Origin of the sequence: Acinetobacter sp. V102_4 (assembly GCF_031799005.1) — a bacterium.
Classification (GTDB): domain Bacteria; phylum Pseudomonadota; class Gammaproteobacteria; order Pseudomonadales; family Moraxellaceae; genus Acinetobacter; species Acinetobacter calcoaceticus.
Window position 1 is genome coordinate 201,417 of sequence record NZ_JAVQNR010000033.1, and the last position, 18,137, is coordinate 219,553.

Genomic DNA, 18,137 nt, shown 5'->3' on the forward strand with positions numbered 1-18,137 from the left:
AAAAACGCCTGAAAAATCAGGCGTTTTTTATTTTGTATCTACTATTTCAATTGGCATGAAATTTGTTTAATTTCTAAACATTACGAAGCAAACAAAAGATTTTACTATGCCTGATCCCAAAAAGTATGAGCGTATTCTGGACCGATTTGGTCATTATGCCGTTGAAGCTTTTCATTATTTAGCCTTGTTTATTATTGGCTGTATGGTGGCGTGGTCCGCAGCCAATACTGTTTTTGAAATTTTGACAGTCAAAAAGTATGCTTCAATTGATGATATTTTATTATTATTTATATACTTAGAGCTTGGAGCAATGGTTGGGATTTACTTTAAAACCAATCATATGCCTGTACGCTTTCTTATTTATGTTGCGATTACGGCATTAACCCGTTTACTCATTTCAGATATCCAACATGACCATAAAGCGGATATGGACCAAGTCATTATTACAGGCTCAATTCTTATTTTAGCCCTTTCTATCTTAGTCGTTCGTTTTGCATCTTGGAATTATCCTTCAGTGATGAAAGAAAAGCATGCAAAAACACCCACAACCTTAAAGCCCCCTCAACCTCAAGATGATGAATTAGCATAGAAAAATGGCCTCAACATTGAGGCCATTTATATATTCTATATTTCAAAATTAACGGACACGATAAATTTGATGTTTTGAGTCTACGAGTAAATATTGGTTAGGTGTTTTAACCCAACGGTATCCACGTGGCGGCTCATACAAACGATGCGATCTCCAGTCTGAAACATAATAGCGACTATTACGGTATTCCGCAGGAATACGATCACCGCGTTTAAATGCTACATATCGACCATAGTGCTTTCCACGATCGGCATTTGACCAACTTGGCGCCCGATGATCATTACGATAATCATGGCGACGGTCATCACGATCACGATGTTCATATCGGTCATGGTCTCTACCATGATTATTATCCCAACGATGATTTGTATCGGCCATCGCGGTAGCTGATATACCTAACATTAACGTCGAAAGTACAAGAACGATTGGCTTTTTCATGCCCTATTTCCTTTTAATCTTGATATGAAACTAGATTAGAAGACAGTCAAGGAGAAACCATGAATAAAACAGATAACATTGCTAAGGTTTGTAATGACTATAAAGAAAATATGAAGAATCTGTATCTATGCTAACATTAGCTTTTTTCTAGCTAGGTCAATTGCTGTGTCTGAAATCAGTTTTGAACGTCTTCATCAGTTTTTCTGCAAAGTTCCAAGTGTGCAAGAAGCACGTATCATGGCGAATGGAGCAGATGGCGAACACGCTTGGTGGTTTAAGTTCAGTATTGATGTAGAACACCCACTTGCATGGCAAACAGTTCAAGAGTTAGGGCATGTTTTAAACTACCTATCAACAAACGAACGCCTACCGACCTTATTCTTTCCTGTTTCTCCACCTCCGTATATGAATGGTGAAGCAAAAGATTTTTTATCGTGGATTATTCAGTGTAATCATCCGGAGTTTTCTCCAGATGTAGTCTGTGATTGGCTTGAAGCGCGTTTGCCAAATCCTGTTGATGATGAGTCACAGTGGAAAATTAAGACTGATTTGAGTGAATTGGAAAAGTTAGATGATAAGACTTTGGATCAGTTGATTCCGCCAACACCTTAAATTATTTCAATGATGGGATAGGCTAAGTGATATAGAAATTAAATATTTTCCAATATTCGCTGGTGCTAAATGTCATCCACAACCTGCCCGAATTTATGAATATATTGTTTTTGCAATAAAATCGGTTAAATGGAGATATTGAACAGGTTTTGTGGATGACAAATGCCTTTGGTTACTTTGGGCAAAACCAAAGTAACGAATGAGCTCTAGGTTTAGGGTGAGACTAGGTAAGACTCCGTCGTGAACATATAGCCTCAACGTTTATATAAAATAGAATTAAAAAGTCGACAATCCAGACCATTCCATAAAACGATAAATCCAATACTTCACTTTAGACTCATCGGCATACTTCGCATAGTCCACGCTCATCTGTCTACCTTGCAGGTTTGACCACGATGTATTGAAGTAATTTTGAGCATCTTTAAAGACTTGATCTTGAACTTTTCCAATGACCAGCATGTCAGTTTCAAGGTTATAATTTTTTAAATTACGGGCTGTAAAATTAGCCGATCCTACAATCAACTCAGCTTGCTGAGCGTTATATTTTAAGATCATTTTGCTATGGTTCTGCTCGCCATGGGTATCACACCAACGGATTGGAATACCTACAGCATGAAGCTCTGAGGCCACCTGACGGTTTGGAATACCATTTTTTTGTCGGCCAAAAGCATCTTTATTTGGATCAAGCAAAACGCGAACAATAACCTCTCTATCTTGAGCACTTTTTAGAGCCTGAATAATCTTACGTTCAGATAAATAGAACATACTTAAATCAAGGTGCTCTTTAGGCTTAGCTGAGTTAATCAATTTTAATACAGATTGATAAATCGCCCCTTCAGTTAAGACTTGGACTTGAGGTTTGGTTACGTCTTTTTCAAAATCACCTAAAATGAGCGAGGGTGCACTACTTCCCGACATTCTTGCAACCGCTGCTTCAGTTTGTAGAACATCAGCTGCTGTGGCTCCCGTTACAACCAATGCAACATTTGAGTGTCTAGAACTACCATCATGTGGGTTTGCAGAAGTTACAAGTGATTTCCAGCCAGCATCGGTATCAACTACCACGGTTTTACGGTGATTCGCCTTAAAGTTAAATAAGTTTAAATAGCTACGCAGTGTAATTTTTTCATCACCGAACGGATTTGGTAACCAGCCTTTTTCAGGATTATTTCCAACATTCTGGCAGCAGATGTACCATAAGCCGGACCAGAATGGGTTAGACGCACGTAATGGGCCTAAATTGGTTTCAATCACATCAACACCTGCTTGACGTAACTGACGGTAATTTTCAGGTTTTAAGCCCCCATAGACCGAGTTAATCGGGTCAGTAATCATTACAATCTGAATTTGGCGATTTTGTCTTTTTTTACTTACCAATGCATCAGTTAACTCTTGCATGAGTGGTCTTTGCTTTATTTTTGAATCGCCAACTTCTGAATTAAACAAGAACATATCCACCACAATCGTGGTTTTGGCCTCATCAATCATTTTCAAGATTTCATCAAAGATGTGCTGATCAACCTGTTGTTGCCCTTTTGCATCAAGGTAGGTTTTATCTGCTAAAAATTTGACATCGGCATGTCTAAGCTTGCCACTAAAGTTAATCCCTTGTGGCAATGGTTTTACTGTGTGGTAAATTGCCGATGCAAGATATGCAATAGCAACAACGCAAAGTAATATCGCCATATAACGACGCCCTGACCAATTTATTTTTTGATGAATTCGTTGAAAAATACGCATAAAAAAGACCTAACTTGATAGTTTCAAGTTAGGTCTTTTGGTATGATTTTTCAAGTTTAGTTTCGTGTTAAACCCTTAAAATTTAAAATCAACACCTACTGTAAAATTGCGTCCAACTTGTGGAATATTGGATAAGAACGAAGCATGTTGATAAACGGTGTCATCTAACAAATTGTTCGCTTTCATATAGACGCGATAATCTGTTTTTGCAGCATATTGCCCTGAATATGCCACACCAAGGTTTAGCATATTATAGCCTTCAGTTTCGGTCTCATAGGCCGCGATTTTGTCTTGGTTAAAAACATGATAATACTCGGCAGAACCGCTAAATCCATCACCGAAGTCTGCGTCGATTTTAGTCCCTAAACGTCCTGCTGGAATACGTGGAGCATTACCTTCTGCATCAATTTTACCGCGCACATAGTCACCAAAAGCACTGATCTTGTACATTGGGGTAATTTGATAACCAATTTCACCCTCTGCACCATAGAAACGTGCTTTATCTTGAGTGTATTGAACTAAACGGAAGTCTTTATAGCGGTCAAGGGTTTGCGCATAGATGTAGTCATCAAACCAGTTATGGTAAACATGAAGATGATAGTCGAGTTTGTCCTTATCAAAATGCAAACCTAACTCAACATTATTCGATTTTTCCTTACTGAGTTGATCATTTCCTAACTCATAAGTATTTGTCGCAAAGTGCCCACCATTTGCATATAACTCTTGAGCTAAAGGCAGACGTTCTTGATGTGAAGCTACAAAAGAGAGTTTGTAGTTTGGCGCAAACTCCCAGTTCGCAGCACCTGCGTAAGAAAATGCCGAACCATCAAAATCTTGTTTTGAGTTGTCGTCTACATCAATTTCTTGCTGATCTGCACGTGCAGAAAGCTCAAAATGTACGTCTTTCCATTGTTTATGTTCTAAGGCAAATACACTCCACTTTTTGGTAGTGGTCGGAGCCATAAAAGCTTCTTCGCCAGTCAAATCTAATTTTTGCTGGCCTAACTGCGCGCCAATGACCCCTTCCCAATCAGCAATAGGGTTATGTACTAACTCAATACGCCCGTCATAGCCTTTGTTTTGGAATCGGGTTGCAATTGCCCCTTCTTCAATTTCATCATGCTGATAGTCGGTATAGCTTGCTTGTGCGCGTAACTTTTGAAAGCCTGCAAATGGATCATTTAACTCAGTTTTAAAATCATAACGCTCAGATTTTAAATCAATCCATGGACCACCATGTTCGTGCTCATGTTCTTCATTTCCATGGTCATGAGCTTCTTCACCATCTTCATGCTCATGATCGCCACAATGTAAATGCGGTATTCCTGTTAGATGAGCACTACAACTTTCATATTCATGGCTATGCCCAGGCAAACCATATTGGTCTCGACGGTTGCTATAAGAAATACCTGTATAACCACGGTCATAAATCCAAGACAACCCAACGTTAACTGAATCGCCCTGAGCAAAAGTATTGTCTACACGGCGCTCTTTTTCACCTTCATGAATATAATTCGGCGCAATGTAGTTATTCGCGTCACGTGTTAACCCCTCAATACGTAAAGCAACTTGGCTACCCAAGCCAACAGTTACACCAGCACTCGCCAGTTTTTCATCACTTCCAGTGTTGTAACGTAAGCCAACTTGTCCTTCATAACCGTTTTCAGGCATTTGCGTAGGGATCTTGTTATCAATGACGTTGACTAAACCACCGACGGTCCCCGCACCAAACAGTAAAGTTGAAGGGCCGCGAATTACTTCGACTTGTTTCGCCAGCACAGGATCTACAGTGACAGCGTGGTCAGGAGACAACGTCGAGACATCAATATTTTCTGATGAATTTTGCAGTACTTTAACGCGTGGCCCATCTTGTCCACGGATAACAGGACGACTCGAACCAGCCCCAAACTGATTAGCGTAAATTCCCACTTCGCTACTCAGCGCATCCCCAATGGTCGCAGCACCTTGCGATAAATGCTTTTGGTCAACGACAGTATCTGCAACAGCAAAATCCTGTGAAGTTTGCTCAAGTGGATGAGCCTTAATTCGAATGGTTTCTAACTTTTCAACATTTTCACTTTCTGCTGCAAACAAAGGAACGGATATGACAGCTAAAATGGATAAGGTCAAAATATTTTTATAAAACTGCATTGGATGTGTCCCGAATCACGATATGTTTTATTTTTGTTATATTATAACATTTCGTTTGTTTTGCAATAAAAAACATTTTTAATTAGACGATTCGTTAGACTGGTCAATTAAATGATGTGAGTAATTTTTGATTTCTAATGCCTTTTACAATCTCTCATGCCGTTATCGCTCCTCCTCTATCCAAGCTTAGCCAAAACACTTTACCGATTGCTGCGTTAGCCATTGGGAGTATGACACCCGATCTTTACCGCTTATTTACAGTTCATGCCAGCATGCTGACTCACCAATGGAAAGGACTGATCTATCCCAATCTTGCATTAGGCTTACTGTTTTGTGCTGTTTGGTATTTTCTTTACCGTCCAGTGGTGTACCGTTTTTTTGGTGTACAACATGATCTTGCGCTCAATTCTTTAAAACGTATTTCTATATTTTTTATTGGAATCATATTTGCACTCATCATCGGCATAGCGACTCATCTGATTTGGGATGGTTTAACGCATGCAGACTTTCGGACTTTTGTATTTAAAGATGTATTAGCGACAACAGTTCATCTTTTTGGACGTCCATATCCATTACATCGTCTTTTGCAACTAGGTTCCTCCGCTCTTGCTTTACCTTTTCTCGCTTGGATGTGTATTCACTATTACCAGCGTTATAAACAGCATTGGAAAGTAAGTAGAAAAATTAAAATTTTTGCATGGTCTTTATTTATTCTATCTACGCTCTTGGGTTTATTTTCTTTTTGGGATTATGCTCGCTACATTCCTCATGAGGTTTGGCATGCTGATACCTATTATTTTACAGGCCGTTCGATTAATGAGTTTATGCAGGGCTGGTTAAGTACCTTCAGCTTAGGATGCTTATTATTCTTGTTTTTAGATCGGCAACAAAGAATGGGATGAATCGGGAAACTTGCTGCCAAATTGCTCATTTTCAGGTTAATTTCTGCGGTTTTTTGATCTACTTCTTGTGACAAACCATGCAACAAGGCATAATCGAAAACTTATTTTTTTTGACGGTGCGCGGTTTACGCATCCGTCTTTTCAGCCAATATAGTTTGGATAATCTTCATTATGATGCGAACTCATTACTGTGGCTCTTTAACTGAAGCCCAAATCGACCAAACCGTTACACTATGCGGTTGGGTACATCGTCGCCGTGACCATGGCGGTGTTATTTTCCTTGATATGCGTGACCGTGATGGTCTCGTTCAAGTAGTTATTGACCCAGATACTCCAGAAGCATTTGCAACTGCTGATAAAGCACGTTCTGAATATGTATTAAAAATTACAGGTCGTGTTCGTCGCCGTTATGAAGGTACTGAAAATGCCAACATGGTGAGTGGTCAAATTGAAGTTTTGGGTAAAGACATCGAAGTTCTTGCTGCTTCAGAAACACCTCCATTCCCGTTAAATGATGAAAATACCAATATTTCTGAAGAAATTCGTTTGAAATATCGTTTCTTAGATATTCGTCGTCCTGAAATGTTGGATCGTTTACGCTTCCGTTCTAAATTGACTAATCTTATTCGTAATTATTTCGAAGACAATGGTTTCTTAGACGTTGAAACACCTATTTTGACACGTGCAACTCCTGAAGGTGCGCGTGACTATTTAGTACCAAGTCGTGTACAAAATGGCAGTTTCTATGCACTTCCACAATCACCACAATTATTCAAACAATTGTTGATGGTGGGTGGTATTGATCGTTACTACCAAATCGCGAAATGTTTCCGTGACGAAGACTTACGTGCCGATCGTCAACCAGAATTTACTCAAATCGACGTTGAAACATCGTTCATGAGTGACGATGACATTATGGACTTAATGGAAGTCCTAACTGTGAAGATGTTCGATGAACTTCTTGGCGTTAAATTCGATAAATTCCAACGTATGACTTACGCAGATGCAATGCGTGACTATGCATCAGACAAACCTGACATGCGTATTCCGTTGAAACTCGTTGACGTTGCAGACTTAATGCAAGAAGTAGAGTTCAAAGTATTTGCGGGTCCTGCAAAAGATCCTAAAGGTCGTATTGTTGCTTTACGTGTTCCAGGTGCAGCGTCATTGCCACGTAGTGCAATCGATGAATACACCAAATTCGTTGGCATCTATGGTGCAAAAGGTTTGGCTTATATCAAAGTTAATGAACTCGCTAAAGGAATTGAAGGTCTTCAATCTCCAATCGTGAAATTCATTGAACCGATCGTACTTGAATTGTTGGCACGTGTTGGTGCGCAAGATGGCGATATCGTATTCTTCGGTGCAGATAAAGCTAAAGTTGTAAATGATGCAATGGGTGCTCTTCGTGTGAAGATTGGCCATGATTTGAACCTTTCAACTTGTGAGTGGGCTCCACTTTGGGTTGTTGACTTCCCAATGTTTGAAGAAACTGACGATGGCAAATGGACTTCTGTTCACCATCCGTTCACGCTACCAAAATCAAGCGTAGAAGAAGTGAAGAGCAATCCAGGTGAAGCACTTTCTGTTGCTTACGACATGGTATTGAACGGTACTGAAGTTGGTGGTGGTTCACTTCGTATTTATACATTAGAAATGCAAAAAGCGATTTTTGAAGCACTTGGTATTTCTGATGAAGAAGCAGAAGAGAAATTCAGCTTCTTACTAAATGCGCTTCGTTACGGTGCTCCTCCTCACGGTGGTTTAGCATTTGGTCTTGACCGTTTAGTGATGTTAATGACTGGCGCGACTTCTATTCGTGACGTTATTGCATTCCCTAAAACTAAGACTGCTGAATGTCCACTTACTCAAGCACCTGCTCCTGTTGAAGCAAATCAGCTTCGTGACTTGGGCATCCGCTTACGTGAAAAGCCAAAAGCTGAAGAAACTAAATAATTTTTAGATTTTCAAATTAAAAAACCCTGCTTATGCAGGGTTTTTTATTAAGTAACTTTCAAATTTTAATGAGATATTTCTTTTTCAAAACTTGAGAGCGTTTTAAATTTTTGATCAAAAATTTGAATAATTTCTGTTTTAAGCTTTTCAAAATCGACCACGTGTTCATCATCATTTAGACAAATTTGTGGAAGCCTTTCATTCTTAATAACATTATTAATTTCAGGAAGATTTTGTAGCCTTAAGTTAAAGTTTTGACCACGTTCAAATATATTTACAGGATAAAAGCGGCCTGAGCACAATTGCCATAATCGGAAAAGATATTGGTTAACATCTAAAGGCTGTCTAAACCGATGACTTGATACTTCTTTTAAGTAAGCCTCTTCAGTTTTCCACACTTCGTCAAAGACTGACTTCAAAAATGGTTGAGGCAAATGAGTACTATAAAAGCTTGAAAATTTTCGATTATATAAACTTAAAAAATTCCCCAAATTACTGCTCATAGAATAACGATAATTAAAAAGAGCATAGGGATTTTTATGAAATAATTTTCGCTTATCAAAATGTTTATTAATAATTGCAACATCAGTCAAAGCAACTGCGCCTAAAAAGTTCTCTTCACCTACTACCATGAGTGGCTGTAAACGCACACCATCACAAGGTAAACCATTTTTAAAAAAGAACTCAGGCTCTAACGGTCTATTGATAAAGGTATCATCATTAAAATAGACAAAATGCTCTGCTAACCCCTCAATTTTATGAATATTGATTTCAATGGCATGTGAGTTAAATGTCGGTAAGCAGTTTGGTTCTATAATTTGATCGTGTGTGACCAAATTTAACTTAGGATGATTTTTGACTAAAAATTCAGGGAAATGCCCACAAGTCACCAGATGGATCTTTCTGACCCACGGACAAAATTTCTCAACAGATCGAAACCAGTAATGAAGATTATTCCAGTCGCGATAGCGACATTGATCAACAGATTCAACCGCCTTTGTTTTAGTTTCTCTGGATTTATAATATATGTATTGTTGCTGCCATTTCGTATCGGTTGAATCCACCCAAATCATTACAAAATCAACAGGCTGCATTAAACATATATCCAAATAAGTACAGAAATTTACTAGAAAATTTCAGATAAAAAATGGACCTCAAAGTTTATTAATGTTAATAAAAATTCACAATCTATTCATAATTTTAGTTTTTCTACATAATTTTACTCAATTAAGGCTCTATTGAGATGAGAGTGGGCAAATGGCATAATACCTCCACTTTTTCTCCCTTGGTGATTCATTATGGCAATGCGCCCTGATGTACGTCGACATGCTTTAATCGTAATTGTATTCTCTCTTGCGCAATGGTTTTTCATGCGCTATATCCTTGCCAATGAGTTATTTAACATCAATACAAATCAACGTATTCTTTATTTCTGCGTAAGTAGCTTAGCAGGTGCATTGCTTATTTTTGTTGCCCTGATTTATATGGTTTTAAAAGGAAATACGGATAAATAAAAATTCTTTTTATTTATCATTTGAGGTTGTTATGGGTTTACGAAAATCTACAAGAAAAATTTTTCGTTATTTGTCATTTAATTTAAGGTTTTACAAAGATATAAGATTTAAAAATATTGATTCAGAAAACTTTGCAGATCCTATTATTTTAAATCCTTTGGATAATTGCCAAATTATTATACCCAAAATAATTTGGATGTATTGGGACTCAGAGATACCTGAACTGGTAAAAAGATGTTTTAATCAAGTAAAACAATTAAACCCAGAATATCAAATTCATATTTTAAATTCTGACAATATATCAGAATTTTGTGATTTTGATTTTTCAGTTTATAAGAACTTAACGCCTCAACAAAAATCAGATTTATTAAGATTCTATCTTCTCTATTATTATGGGGGGATATGGTTAGATGCAAGTATTATTACTTACACTAATCTTAATTGGATTACCGATGTTTGTAAAAAAAATAAAACATCTGCTTTTGCATATTATCGAGCTGCTAATACGACTGTAAAAGAATATCCTGTTATCGAGAATTGGTTACTTGCCTCAGAAAAAGGAAATATTTTCTTTAAAAAATGGTTAGATGAATTATCTTATGCTTTAAAACTTGGAGTTAAAAACTATATTTCTGAAATCAAAAATACAAAGCCAAATTATTCCGAATACTTTCAAAATATAGGTCTACTTGAGTATCTAATCGCTTATGTGGTTTGTCAAAAAGTCTTACGAGAAATGCCAATCAGTATCTCGCTGATTAATTGTGATAAAAATGCATTTTTATATCAAAATATTGATTTAAAATGCAACATTTATTTCATTGAAGCTTTAGTTTTAAAACATAGACCTGATCAAATGCCCCTCCTAATTAAATTAATCGGATCTGATCGAGCTCTTTTAACGCCATATGTACTTAAAAATAAATTTAAAAATAATTCTTTTTTAGATTTTCAAAAAAGAGGTAATTAAATTACCTCTTTTTTTTTGAAAAATTTATCTATTTAAGGGATATTTTTTATATATTAATTTTGCAAAATTATAATTTATAGATTCACCATAGCGACTTTTAGGCAAATCCAAGGATTTTGCACGCTCTCCCTCGATCGCACTTAATTGCGTATCCTTTTCACCCACATTAATTATGGGATGATCTACTAGATATGTCATTAAGATATGGGAATTTTCATTGAAGTCGAACAAATAACTCCAGTCATCTGCTTTTCTAATTAAATGATGATAAGCAATTAAATTTTTAGCCATTTCACGATCAACCACATACGCAACAGCATAATTTACTCGATTATAAAAGTGAGGATGTACTTCTAATATATCTTTATTAAACAGTTTTTCAGTTTTTAATATCCCCCTAACTTTTAAACTTTCTTTCATCTGTATACCGCCTAAACTAAGTAAAATATTTTTAGGCAAATTAATTTTTTTGAGTTCTTTTTCCAAATTTTCGCGATTTAAATCGTTGGGTAAGATAGCATCATCTTCAAAAATCAAAGCAAATTGCTCATCTGTTTCTAGGAATTTTTCTAAAGCTAAAAGATGAGACAAGGTACAGCCTAACTCTGCTGGAGTTAATGGTTTGGAGCGCCCTTTTACAGCTTTTTCAAAATATTCTTTTGCTGAAAGCTCTCCCCCTTTAATTCCTACCTTTGTTATAGGTAAATTTCCTTGTTTAAAAAAATTCTGATTGAGGAACTTACTTAAACGAGGTGATTTTTCATCTTCGATAGTTACAACATAAATCTTCATTAAGCTATTCCCCTTTTAAACAGCGAGTATCATATCTAATGTAAAATAGAGTTAATATATCTTTTTTATTTTCTTGTATTGTCATGATTCGTTCAATTCAAAAAAAATGGTACAAATATCAACAAGCAAAAAAAGCAAAATCTTTTGACTCTCATTGGTATATGCGTTTCGGCTGGTTAGAACAACCTTTTACAACACTTGAGCAATTAGATTCACTCTTTGAGATCCATTCCCCTAAAAAGTTTACATTTGCAGATAGCTTTTATGCTTATGAAAATGGCCGTCATTTCATTTTTTTTGAAGAAGTCGATGATCAGCATCCAGTAGGCTTTCTTTCTGTTTTAGAAGTCTTTAAGGATGGCACCTACCCCCCACCTGAGACTATTTTAAAACTCGACTATCACCTCTCATATCCTTGCGTATTTAAAGTAGAAGACACTTGGTACATGATTCCTGAGACTTCGGCTAATAAAACTATTGAGCTTTGGAAATGTAATGAGTTTCCACTGAAATGGGAAAAGCATTCTAATCTGATCGAGAATATCGAAGCAGTCGACAGCACACCTTTTTATCATGAAGGCTTATGGTATCTTTTTACTTCAACGCGTCGTGATTGTAAGAAGTTTGGTGACCGTTTAGATCTATTCTTTACTGAAGATATTTTGAATCCTGAATGGCAAGAGCACCCAATGAATCCAGTGTATCGAGGCAGTCAGCAGTTTCGTATGGCAGGCAAACCTTTTATTTATAAAGGACAACTGGTTCGACCAAGCCAAGATTCTTTAAAACGTTATGGCGGCAATATCGAATTAAAAGCGATTACTCAGCTTAGCCCAACAGCCTATGAAGAAAAATTACTAGAAGTGGTTTTACCAGACTGGAATCAGGCAGATGACGGTTGCCATACCATTAATGTCGAAGATAACTTCGTGGTACTTGATGCCATCCGCCTTACGCCAAAAAATAATTAAGTTTTCAACAGCTGCTTATAAATATTAAGCGTCTGCTCAGCCATGGCTGGCACAGTTAGTTCAGCTTTGGCTTTTTCATACAGAGGGCTAAAGTCATTTTGTGCATCTGGCTTAAGTGCAGCTTGAATTGCACTTGCTAGGCCCTCTGCCTCTCCAATTTCTGCTAGATATTGTTCTGGCAGCCACTCGATCACACCATTCACTTTAGTTGAAGCCATAGCTTTATCGGCCTGTAAAGCTTCTACCATCACTAACGGAAAACCTTCACGGTCAGAAGATAAAACTACAACATCTGCCAACTGAACCAAATCTCGAGCATCAGTTCTAAAGCCGAGAAAAGCGACCCGATTTTGCATGTTTAATTCACTGACTTGTTTCTCTAAACTTGCTCTAAGTGAACCATCGCCTACAATCCATAAATTGGCATCGATATGTTGCATCGACTCAATCAATAAACTGATATTTTTTACTGGTTCTAGACGTCCAATACACATGACAACTTTTTTGCTAGGGTCTAACTCAGCAAAATCTTTTTGAATCGATTGAAGTAATTTTTCTTTATTTTCAGCTGTAAGAGCAGGTTGAGGATACACTCCATTATAAACCACGTGTGCTTTCGACTCGGGAATCCCTTGTGTGAGTGCTTGGCTCACAGCAATAACCGCATCACCTGCCAAATAGGCAGATTTATTCTTTTTAGTACCATGTACCGTCGTTACAAATTTCGGGCCAGATAAAAATGGCTTAATGCGGGCAATCAGCTCAGCCGCCTTTCCAGCTTGTGCATGAACAATAACAGGTTGAATTTGCTGGATCAGATTTTTAAGTTGCCAAAGTAAAAAGATATTCCAACGGCTACGAGCAAAGTCGACAGCATGAAAATGTACCTGTTGGCTAAACTTGTCTACGTAGCAAGGATGTGCGATCACGTGCACTTCATGGTTCAAAGCAAGCTCATTAACTAAGTTAAAAGTGTGCTGCTCTAAGCCACCAATTCCGCCACTCGTTGCCAATACCTGAACAATTTTCATAGCTTGCCTACTTATTTTTATCTTTATTCATAGTCTGTTCAAATAGTTTTGCTTCTTTTAGAAATGCATAAAACGCGTTGATCATACTATTAACGAAACCGCGCCAACCATTTAAGAAACTACGGCGAATAAAATAAGACTTCATGAAAGTCACTGGCATTACCAAAACCAATTTTGCAACGCTTGGAGACTTTCCTTTTTGGTATTTCTCTAGTGCTTTGAGGTTGGAATATTGATTATTTTTTTCGACTTTAACAAAAATGCTCGACTCGCCATAATGATAAATATCATGTTGAGCGCGTTGAGATTCACCATCTACAATCACATTTTCATGGACTTTATTGGCAAGGTCGTAATGCCCTTTAGACTTGCGAAAAAAACGCACTTTTGCATGCTTTTTAGTATGTTTGCTGTTGGGAACACCTAAGAACACATCATTAATCGGTGTGATTAATGCATCAAGCTTGTTCTGTTGAATGGTCTCAACAATCTCTTGTTTTAACTCGTTAGATAAGACTTCATCACCATCTAGATTGAGTACCCAATCATTTCGGCATTTTGCTAAAGCCAAACTTTTTTGCCCAGCATAACCTTGCCAATCTTGATGAGAAATATGCGTATTTTCAAAGCGCTGTGCAATTTCATAAGTATTGTCAGTACTGCCAGAGTCTAAAATAATGACTTCATCAAAATCACTGACACTTTGCAAAGTTCGCTCTAACCAAGCACCACAATTTAAAGTGACAACATAGACACTACATGGAATTTTATTCATAACTTATAACGTCCTTTAGCAAGGGCGATACGCATCTGTAAAGCATTCATGGCACCATGCGTGCTGACACGTGGAATATTAAATTGATTAATTGCTTCGTACGCTTCGATTTTTTTACGAGTTGATACGGCGTTTTTAAAGCCAATCTCTTGCGCCATTTTCTGGTGCTTTTCGTTAAATCGACCAAATGGATAGGCAAAGCTAGGACATTTTCCAACCAAAGCTTCAACATCTTTTTTAGATTGAAGCATTTCATCATAAGCGGTTTGATCATCAAGCTTAAGTAAATTCACATGATGTTGTGTATGCGCACCAAACTCTATGAAGCCAGAACTTGCCATTTCATGGATTTGCTCATGAGTTAGCTTTTCAATTCCTTCAATTTGCGTAGCCAAATAAATGGTTGCCTTTGCATTATATTTTTTAAGTAATGGATAGGCATATAGATAATTATCCATAAATCCATCATCAAAACTTAAAGCAACAACGTTCTTTTGACCACGATATTGTTCAAGCTCAGAGACAAAGCAAAAAGTAACTTTTTTACGCGTCAACAACTGTAAGAGTTGTTCAAACTTTTCAGGAGGCATATTCATGCCAGAGGCCGCATCTTTAGGGGTCACCTGATGCAGCATGACAATACGTGGTAGTTTGCTCGAACGAAACGGAAGCCAGAAAGTATAATTACCCAGCACATATAACAGTGCAGCAAGTACTAGTAGGCCTACCGCAACGTACAAAAACCACATCATGCATAAACCTCATGTGACCATTCATAATTTTCTGAAAGAGGCTGCTTAAATGTCACTTCAACCATAAATTGGGTGATGCGCTTAGCATTGAAAGATTTACGTGTTTTCTCCCATCCCTCTTTCGCTATTTTTTCAGCTTGCTCTGGATTCTGATCAAAGAATTGTATCTTCTTGGCCAAGTCGAACTGATCATCAAAGTAAACCACTTCCTGCTCAGTGTAGAGTTTTTCAAAGCCAGGAATTCTTGGGCTAAAGGTGAGTAAACCATTACCGGTCAGTTGTACAATACGGTCAGAACTATACAAGGTTACATCATTACGGCGTGAGTAATTGAGTCCCATTTTTGTCTCAGACAGAACCTTATAATAACCTTTACCGTAAACACCTGGCTGTTCAAAGCAACCATAATATTGATAGTTCACATGGCCTTGTTTCAATGCATCTGCCAAATCTTTTAAGAACTTCTCACGCTCAGGTTCTTTATAAACCACGCCACAGAAAATAAAAGTCTTGTCTGTGTTAGCGTTTGAAAATTGTTGTAGCGTTTCTACATTACGGTGACCAACATTTGGCAAATAGGCGACGCTTAAATGAGGCTGCTTTAATTTTTGTAGATATTCGCCACCTGTTGTGCAGAAAATAGCATCTAGGTAAGGCGAAAATGCTTTTACGAAATCGAGTTTGCTTTCGAGATAAAGCGGGTCAACATACCAAAATGCAATTTTAGTATTTGGATAAGATTCTTTAATCTGTCTGAGAACATCTGGACTCATTAAATCACTATGCCCGATGAGTACCAGATCAGGTTCAATATTATTAACGACTTTTAGTACTTCTTTATTGGCCCAACTGGCACCCAGTTTTTTTGTTTTAAAAATGGTTCCCATGCGAGCCATGTCACGAAAACTAAAGTCATAAACGAAATGGCCATTTTCAATTAATCCGGCAGAAATTTTACGGTCTGTGCAGTAAAAATGGGCGCCTTGTTTATTAAAGCCAAAATTCGCAATATGCAATATTTTCATTTATTTACTCAAAATAAAAAATTTAATTTTTCGCTAAAAGATATGTTGCCACACGGTCTGCTTCTTTAAAAGCATAAGGTTGTGGTAACTGTACAACACAAGTCTGCTGTGAAATTAATTTTGATTCTAACATTTGATCAACTGAGTAGGTAATGCGGTCGTCTTTCAAACGGTCCATTGCCATTACCCCTACTCGACAACCCGCAGTAAGTGCCTCAAAAATCATAGATACGCTATCTTCTGTCACCCAAACAGCTTCTGCTTTTTGCATTTCTTCAAAAATCCAGCCTTGAGGTGTTTGCTCAACCGGAAATATTTGCAAATGTGTGGCAAAGCTTTGCTGTCTTAAAATATCGATAAATCCTGCTGGCGTTCGGCGTGAAGTCGTCAGAATAATTTCAGCGTCTGGATTATTCTCAACAATTTTTTGAACACTGCTTAATACTTTATCTGGGTTCCATTGATGTCGTTTAGATGAGCCACCTAAGGCTATTAAAATTCTGGCTGCTTGATGGCGATCTTCATTACGAATTGGATTGAGTGCACCACGCGTGACAATCACATGGCTATCGGCATGAATGCCATCATGTTCTGGAATAACAGCATAATCAAAGCAAACCACAGGTAAGTTAGGTTTCATCAAAATAATAGTTTTAGCTTTTCTAAAAATTTTACCGAGTAACCAGACCCGAAAATGAGTGTGACTGCCCACTCCAAATATAAAATCGGGGGCTTGTTGAAATAAGGAGGTTTTTGAAGAGAAAAGTACCTGAATTAAAGAAATAATAGGTAAATCAGAAATAAGGATTTCTTCAAAAGTTGTATCTGCCTGTTGTCTTTGCATCGCCTGAAACAAGCCTAATGCTTGTGAGCGATGTCCTGCCTTACCATCAGAGACATAGACAATATGCATAAAAGCTCCATAAGCCAAAAATAAAAAGGCGAAACCAAAGTTCGCCTTTTTATGTTAACGGATTAACTTATTTTACGTAAGTTAACCAGTGTTCATATTTCGGATTTCTACCTTGAACTGCATCAAAGTAAGTCTTTTGAATTTCAGTAGTAATTGGGCCACGGCCACCTGAACCAATTGGACGGTCATCGTATTCACGAATTGGTGTTACTTCCGCAGCAGTACCAGTAAAGAATGCTTCATCTGCAATGTAGAATTCATCACGTGTAATACGACGCTCAACAACTTGATAACCAAGATCTCTAGCAATCGTCATTACTGTTTGACGTGTAATGCCATCAAGCGCACCACCAGCGATATCTGGAGTGTGTAAAACGCCATCTTTAATTAAGAATACGTTTTCACCAGAACCTTGGCACACATAGCCTTGTGGGTCCATTAACATTGCTTCATCGTAACCAGAATGTGCAACTTCTTGATGAGCAAGAATTGACAACGTGTAGTTACCAGATGCTTTTGCTTTACACATGGTCACGTTTGGATGATGGTGAGTAAATGATGAAGTTTTAACACGAATACCATTCGCCATTGCTTCATCACCAAGGTATGCGCCCCATGCCCATGCTGCAACTGCAGCATGAATGGTGTTATTTGTTGCTGCAATACCAAGTTTTTCTGAACCGATCCAGATGAGGGGACGTAAATAGCAAGAAGCTAATTTATTTTCACGTACAACATCAATTTGTGCTTGTTCAAGCGTTGCTTGGTCATACGGTACTTTCATTTGATAAATTTTTGCTGAATTTAACAAACGTTTTGTGTGGTCTTGCAGACGGAAAATGGCAGTACCTTTAGGAGTTTCATAAGCACGAACACCCTCAAATACGCCCATACTGTAGTGTAAAGTATGGGTTAATACGTGAATCTTTGCATCACGCCAATCAATTAATTTTCCATCTTGCCAAATAAAACCATCACGATCAGCCAAATTCATGGAACACTCCAA

18 protein-coding genes are annotated in these 18,137 nt (G+C 37.6%); 7 read left to right on the top strand and 11 right to left on the bottom strand.

Features of this window, described 5'->3' with window-relative positions; translation table 11 throughout:
- Positions 1-106: 106 nt before the first annotated feature.
- Positions 107-589: a phosphate-starvation-inducible protein PsiE gene (locus tag RMB13_RS04720; protein ID WP_005036172.1), complete on the top strand. Its 483-nt coding sequence runs from the start codon at positions 107-109 to the stop codon at positions 587-589.
- Positions 590-637: 48 nt separating this feature from the next.
- On the opposite strand, the gene RMB13_RS04725 is transcribed toward RMB13_RS04720, so the two are convergent.
- On the bottom strand, positions 638-1,027 hold the full coding sequence (locus RMB13_RS04725) for an RcnB family protein (RefSeq protein ID WP_005036171.1): 390 nt from the start codon (positions 1,025-1,027) through the stop codon (positions 638-640).
- A gap of 165 nt (positions 1,028-1,192) precedes the next feature.
- Here RMB13_RS04725 and RMB13_RS04730 point away from each other — a divergent pair, with 165 nt between their 5' ends.
- Complete coding sequence (locus RMB13_RS04730) at positions 1,193-1,639, top strand: hypothetical protein (RefSeq protein ID WP_311084541.1); 447 nt, start codon at positions 1,193-1,195, stop codon at positions 1,637-1,639.
- Between the two features lie 276 nt (positions 1,640-1,915).
- On the opposite strand, the gene RMB13_RS04735 is transcribed toward RMB13_RS04730, so the two are convergent.
- Complete coding sequence (locus RMB13_RS04735; protein ID WP_311084542.1) at positions 1,916-3,379, bottom strand: phospholipase D family protein; 1,464 nt, start codon at positions 3,377-3,379, stop codon at positions 1,916-1,918.
- A 75-nt stretch (positions 3,380-3,454) separates the two neighbouring features.
- Positions 3,455-5,530 carry a zinc piracy TonB-dependent receptor ZnuD gene (gene znuD, locus RMB13_RS04740; protein ID WP_311084543.1) on the bottom strand — a complete coding sequence of 692 codons (2,076 nt, stop codon included), beginning with the start codon at positions 5,528-5,530 and terminating at the stop codon, positions 3,455-3,457.
- 137 nt (positions 5,531-5,667) lie between these two features.
- Between znuD and RMB13_RS04745 the strand changes: the two genes are divergently transcribed.
- Entirely contained in the window at positions 5,668-6,432 is a 765-nt protein-coding gene (locus RMB13_RS04745; RefSeq protein WP_311084544.1) for a DUF4184 family protein, read from the top strand.
- A 171-nt stretch (positions 6,433-6,603) separates the two neighbouring features.
- A complete protein-coding gene (gene aspS, locus RMB13_RS04750; protein ID WP_005036159.1) occupies positions 6,604-8,388 on the top strand; it encodes an aspartate--tRNA ligase in 1,785 nt (594 codons plus the stop codon).
- 65 nt (positions 8,389-8,453) lie between these two features.
- On the opposite strand, the gene RMB13_RS04755 is transcribed toward aspS, so the two are convergent.
- Positions 8,454-9,482 carry a stealth conserved region 3 domain-containing protein gene (locus RMB13_RS04755; protein WP_311084545.1) on the bottom strand — a complete coding sequence of 343 codons (1,029 nt, stop codon included), beginning with the start codon at positions 9,480-9,482 and terminating at the stop codon, positions 8,454-8,456.
- A gap of 204 nt (positions 9,483-9,686) precedes the next feature.
- Here RMB13_RS04755 and RMB13_RS04760 point away from each other — a divergent pair, with 204 nt between their 5' ends.
- Together RMB13_RS04760 and RMB13_RS04765 are read left to right on the top strand one after the other, a co-directional pair.
- Complete coding sequence (locus tag RMB13_RS04760) at positions 9,687-9,902, top strand: hypothetical protein (protein ID WP_005036150.1); 216 nt, start codon at positions 9,687-9,689, stop codon at positions 9,900-9,902.
- A 31-nt stretch (positions 9,903-9,933) separates the two neighbouring features.
- Entirely contained in the window at positions 9,934-10,872 is a 939-nt protein-coding gene (locus RMB13_RS04765; protein ID WP_311084546.1) for a capsular polysaccharide synthesis protein, read from the top strand.
- 24 nt (positions 10,873-10,896) lie between these two features.
- Here the strand turns inward: RMB13_RS04765 and RMB13_RS04770 are convergent, their stop codons facing one another.
- Positions 10,897-11,664, bottom strand: coding sequence for a glycosyltransferase family 25 protein (locus tag RMB13_RS04770; RefSeq protein ID WP_311084547.1), 768 nt, complete (start codon positions 11,662-11,664; stop codon positions 10,897-10,899).
- An 83-nt stretch (positions 11,665-11,747) separates the two neighbouring features.
- Between RMB13_RS04770 and RMB13_RS04775 the strand changes: the two genes are divergently transcribed.
- Positions 11,748-12,635 (top strand): hypothetical protein, encoded by an 888-nt coding sequence (locus RMB13_RS04775; protein WP_311084548.1) that lies wholly within the window; start codon positions 11,748-11,750, stop codon positions 12,633-12,635.
- Here the strand turns inward: RMB13_RS04775 and RMB13_RS04780 are convergent.
- The 6 genes from RMB13_RS04780 to RMB13_RS04805 form a co-directional block, all read right to left on the bottom strand.
- Positions 12,632-13,666: a glycosyltransferase gene (locus tag RMB13_RS04780; protein WP_311084549.1), complete on the bottom strand. Its 1,035-nt coding sequence runs from the start codon at positions 13,664-13,666 to the stop codon at positions 12,632-12,634. The genes RMB13_RS04775 and RMB13_RS04780 overlap by 4 nt on opposite strands.
- A 7-nt stretch (positions 13,667-13,673) precedes the next feature.
- Positions 13,674-14,441 (bottom strand): glycosyltransferase family 2 protein, encoded by a 768-nt coding sequence (locus RMB13_RS04785; RefSeq protein WP_311084550.1) that lies wholly within the window; start codon positions 14,439-14,441, stop codon positions 13,674-13,676.
- Positions 14,438-15,193 (bottom strand): polysaccharide deacetylase family protein, encoded by a 756-nt coding sequence (locus RMB13_RS04790; protein ID WP_311084551.1) that lies wholly within the window; start codon positions 15,191-15,193, stop codon positions 14,438-14,440. The genes RMB13_RS04785 and RMB13_RS04790 overlap by 4 nt, the downstream gene beginning before the upstream one ends.
- Positions 15,190-16,218 (bottom strand): glycosyltransferase, encoded by a 1,029-nt coding sequence (locus RMB13_RS04795; RefSeq protein WP_056483543.1) that lies wholly within the window; start codon positions 16,216-16,218, stop codon positions 15,190-15,192. Before RMB13_RS04795 ends, RMB13_RS04790 begins: the two co-directional genes overlap by 4 nt.
- A gap of 22 nt (positions 16,219-16,240) precedes the next feature.
- Positions 16,241-17,131: an ELM1/GtrOC1 family putative glycosyltransferase gene (locus RMB13_RS04800; RefSeq protein ID WP_311084552.1), complete on the bottom strand. Its 891-nt coding sequence runs from the start codon at positions 17,129-17,131 to the stop codon at positions 16,241-16,243.
- Positions 17,132-17,198: 67 nt separating this feature from the next.
- Positions 17,199-18,125, bottom strand: a complete 927-nt coding sequence (locus RMB13_RS04805; RefSeq protein WP_151743457.1) for a branched-chain amino acid transaminase — start codon at positions 18,123-18,125, stop codon at positions 17,199-17,201.
- Between the last annotated feature and the right edge of the window lie 12 nt (positions 18,126-18,137).

What these genes read in the sequence shown, in the direction of transcription:
- RMB13_RS04720 (WP_005036172.1), top strand. Translation starts at nt 107, where the DNA reads ATGCCTGATCCCAAAAAGTATGAGCGTATTCTGGACCGATTTGGTCAT.
- RMB13_RS04725 (WP_005036171.1), bottom strand. Translation starts at nt 1,027, where the DNA reads ATGAAAAAGCCAATCGTTCTTGTACTTTCGACGTTAATGTTAGGTATA.
- RMB13_RS04735 (WP_311084542.1), bottom strand. Translation starts at nt 3,379, where the DNA reads ATGCGTATTTTTCAACGAATTCATCAAAAAATAAATTGGTCAGGGCGT.
- znuD (WP_311084543.1), bottom strand. Translation starts at nt 5,530, where the DNA reads ATGCAGTTTTATAAAAATATTTTGACCTTATCCATTTTAGCTGTCATA.
- RMB13_RS04745 (WP_311084544.1), top strand. Translation starts at nt 5,668, where the DNA reads ATGCCTTTTACAATCTCTCATGCCGTTATCGCTCCTCCTCTATCCAAG.
- aspS (WP_005036159.1), top strand. Translation starts at nt 6,604, where the DNA reads ATGATGCGAACTCATTACTGTGGCTCTTTAACTGAAGCCCAAATCGAC.
- RMB13_RS04755 (WP_311084545.1), bottom strand. Translation starts at nt 9,482, where the DNA reads ATGCAGCCTGTTGATTTTGTAATGATTTGGGTGGATTCAACCGATACG.
- RMB13_RS04760 (WP_005036150.1), top strand. Translation starts at nt 9,687, where the DNA reads ATGGCAATGCGCCCTGATGTACGTCGACATGCTTTAATCGTAATTGTA.
- RMB13_RS04765 (WP_311084546.1), top strand. Translation starts at nt 9,934, where the DNA reads ATGGGTTTACGAAAATCTACAAGAAAAATTTTTCGTTATTTGTCATTT.
- RMB13_RS04770 (WP_311084547.1), bottom strand. Translation starts at nt 11,664, where the DNA reads ATGAAGATTTATGTTGTAACTATCGAAGATGAAAAATCACCTCGTTTA.
- RMB13_RS04775 (WP_311084548.1), top strand. Translation starts at nt 11,748, where the DNA reads ATGATTCGTTCAATTCAAAAAAAATGGTACAAATATCAACAAGCAAAA.
- RMB13_RS04780 (WP_311084549.1), bottom strand. Translation starts at nt 13,666, where the DNA reads ATGAAAATTGTTCAGGTATTGGCAACGAGTGGCGGAATTGGTGGCTTA.
- RMB13_RS04785 (WP_311084550.1), bottom strand. Translation starts at nt 14,441, where the DNA reads ATGAATAAAATTCCATGTAGTGTCTATGTTGTCACTTTAAATTGTGGT.
- RMB13_RS04790 (WP_311084551.1), bottom strand. Translation starts at nt 15,193, where the DNA reads ATGATGTGGTTTTTGTACGTTGCGGTAGGCCTACTAGTACTTGCTGCA.
- RMB13_RS04795 (WP_056483543.1), bottom strand. Translation starts at nt 16,218, where the DNA reads ATGAAAATATTGCATATTGCGAATTTTGGCTTTAATAAACAAGGCGCC.
- RMB13_RS04800 (WP_311084552.1), bottom strand. Translation starts at nt 17,131, where the DNA reads ATGCATATTGTCTATGTCTCTGATGGTAAGGCAGGACATCGCTCACAA.
- RMB13_RS04805 (WP_151743457.1), bottom strand. Translation starts at nt 18,125, where the DNA reads ATGAATTTGGCTGATCGTGATGGTTTTATTTGGCAAGATGGAAAATTA.